The organism is Sphingobium sp. FW305-3-2-15-F-TSA7, from assembly GCF_058787155.1.
Genome location: NZ_JBYSZM010000074.1, coordinates 2,501 through 5,484, shown reverse-complemented (window position 1 = coordinate 5,484; position 2,984 = coordinate 2,501). Strand labels below are relative to the sequence as shown.

2 rRNA genes (1 of these 2 cut by a window edge) are annotated in these 2,984 nt (G+C 53.2%); both read right to left on the bottom strand.

Annotation, left to right across the window (positions count from 1 at the left end):
- Positions 1–21: 21 nt before the first annotated feature.
- Positions 22–136: ribosomal RNA gene (gene rrf, locus AC3WN8_RS30065) — 5S ribosomal RNA — on the bottom strand.
- A gap of 128 nt (positions 137–264) precedes the next feature.
- Positions 265–2,984, bottom strand: a 23S ribosomal RNA gene (locus tag AC3WN8_RS30060); it runs 72 nt beyond the window's last position.

The following is a 2,984-nucleotide window of genomic DNA, read 5'->3' as shown; positions in this document are numbered from 1 at the left end:
CCCGGATGCGCCTGCTGCAAAGCCTGGCGGCGACCTACTCTTCCAGCGCTTAAGCGATAGTACCATCGGCGCAGTCAGGTTTCACGGCCGAGTTCGAGATGGGATCGGGTGGGTCACTGACGCTATGGCCACCAAGCTATGAAGCAGGCGCATGCGGGTGTTGTTCTTAAAAATCGATACCGTGCACATAAAGACCAATTCATTGGGCTGCGTTTTTACATCCGACCGCAATGATAGCCCAGGGCTGTCATTGATGGTGGGACTCTCGAACGCGAATAGAGCAATTAGTATTGGTTAGCTCCACGCATTACTGCGCTTCCACATCCAATCTATCAACGTCGTGGTCTCCGACGGCTCTATGAAATCTTATCTTGAGGGAGGCTTCCCGCTTAGATGCTTTCAGCGGTTATCCCGTCCATACATAGCTACCCTGCTGCACCGTTGGCACGATGACAGGTCCACCAGAGGTATGTTCAACCCGGTCCTCTCGTACTAGGGTCAACTCCTCTCAAATTTCGACGCCCACGGCAGATAGGGACCAAACTGTCTCGCGACGTTCTGAACCCAGCTCACGTACCACTTTAATTGGCGAACAGCCAAACCCTTGGGACCTGCTCCAGCCCCAGGATGTGATGAGCCGACATCGAGGTGCCAAACAACCCCGTCGATATGAGCTCTTGGGGGTTATCAGCCTGTTATCCCCGGCGTACCTTTTATCCGTTGAGCGATGGCCCTTCCACGAGGGACCACCGGATCACTATGACCGACTTTCGTCTCTGCTCGACTCGTCAGTCTCGCAGTCAGGCTGGCTTATGCCATTGCACTCTAACAGACGGTTTCCAACCGTCCTGAGCCAACCTTCGCGCGCCTCCGTTACTCTTTAGGAGGCGACCGCCCCAGTCAAACTACCCGCCACAGAGGGTCCCTGCACCGGATAACGGTGCGAGGTTAGACATCAGAAAACAACAGGGTGGTATTTCACCTTTGGCTCCACCAGGGCTGGCGCCCCGGCTTCAAAGCCTCCCACCTATGCTACACAATTCTTTCCTAATGCCACTCTGAAGCTGCAGTAAAGGTGCACGGGGTCTTTCCGTCTAACCGCGGGTACTCCGCATCTTCACGGAGAATTCAATTTCGCTGAGCATGTACTGGAGACAGTGGGGAAGTCGTTACGCCATTCGTGCAGGTCGGAACTTACCCGACAAGGAATTTCGCTACCTTAGGACCGTTATAGTTACGGCCGCCGTTTACTGGGGCTTCAATTCGGAGCTTGCACCCCTCCTCTTAACCTTCCAGCACCGGGCAGGCGTCAGACCCTATACGTCGTCTTGAAGCCGACTTAGCAGAGTCCTGTGTTTTTGCTAAACAGTCGCTACCCCCTGGCCTGTGCCCCCCACAAAAAGTTGCCTTGATGTGGGGCCTCCTTCTTCCGAAGGTACGGAGGCAATTTGCCGAGTTCCTTCAGTACACTTCTCTCAAGCGCCTTGGTATACTCTACCAGACCACCTGTGTCGGTTTCGGGTACGGTCTATACGGTGGGGCTATTTCCTGGAACCTCTTCGAAGCCAGACCAATCCGATAAGGACTGACAACTTACGAGATCCGTCACACACCACCAGGCCCACGAATATTAACGTGGTTCCCATCGACTACCCCCTTCGGGCTCGTCTTAGGGGCCGGCTCACCCTGCTCAGATTAGCTTTAAGCAGGAACCCTTGGTCTTTCGGCGAGAGGGCATCTCACCCTCTTTATCGCTACTCATGTCTGCATTCGCACTTCCGATACCTCCACCGTCGGTTACCCTTCGGCTTCGCAGGCTTACGGAACGCTCCGCTACCGCGTGTATTGCTACACACCCTAAGCTTCGGCACGTATCTTGAGCCCCGTTACATCTTCGCCGCAGGACCTCTTATTTAGACCAGTGAGCTGTTACGCTTTCTTTAAAGGATGGCTGCTTCTAAGCCAACCTCCTGGTTGTTTTGGAAGTCCCACATGCTTTCCCACTTAGATACGATTTGGGGGCCTTAGCTGTAGGTCAGGGCTGTTTCCCTTTTGACGACGGACCTTAGCACCCGCCGTCTGTCTCCTGGATATTACTCGTTGGTATTCGGAGTTTGGTTAGGTTTGGTAGATCTCGCGACCCCCTAGCCCATCCAGTGCTCTACCCCCAACGGTATTCATCCAAGGCTCTACCTCAATAGATTTCGCGGAGAACCAGCTATTTCCCGGCTTGATTGGCCTTTCACCCCTAAACACAACTCATCCGATAATTTTTCAACATTAAACGGTTCGGTCCTCCAGTGGGTGTTACCCCACCTTCAACCTGGTCATGCCTAGATCGCCGGGTTTCGGGTCTAATGCATCAAACTCAGTCGCCCTATTAAGACTCGCTTTCGCTGCGCCTACACCTAACGGCTTAAGCTTGCTTGATACACTAAGTCACAGACCCATTATGCAAGAGGTACGCTGTCACCCCTCAAGGGGGCTCCAACTGCTTGTAAGCATTCGGTTTCAGGTACTGTTTCACTCCCCTCATCGGGGTGCTTTTCACCTTTCCCTCACGGTACTAGTTCGCTATCGGTCATGCACGAGTATTTAGGCTTGGAGGGTGGTCCCCCCATATTCAGACAGGGTTTCACGTGCCCCGCCCTACTCAAGTCCTGATACATCACTTTCGCATACGGGACTGTCACCCGCTATGGTGCTACTTTCCAGAAGCTTCTGCTAGTTGAATATCAGGCACTGGCCTGGTCCGCGTTCGCTCGCCACTACTAACGGAATCTCGGTTGATGTCTTTTCCTCCGGGTACTGAGATGTTTCAGTTCTCCGGGTTCGCTTCACCAAAGCTATTTTATTCACTAAGGTGATATCCTTTCCCATTTAACTCCAACACTGATTGCTCAGACCTGGAATTAAATGGTGAGGATGGGTTTCCCCATTCGGAAATCGTCGGGTCAAAGGTTGCTCACACCTCACCGACGCTT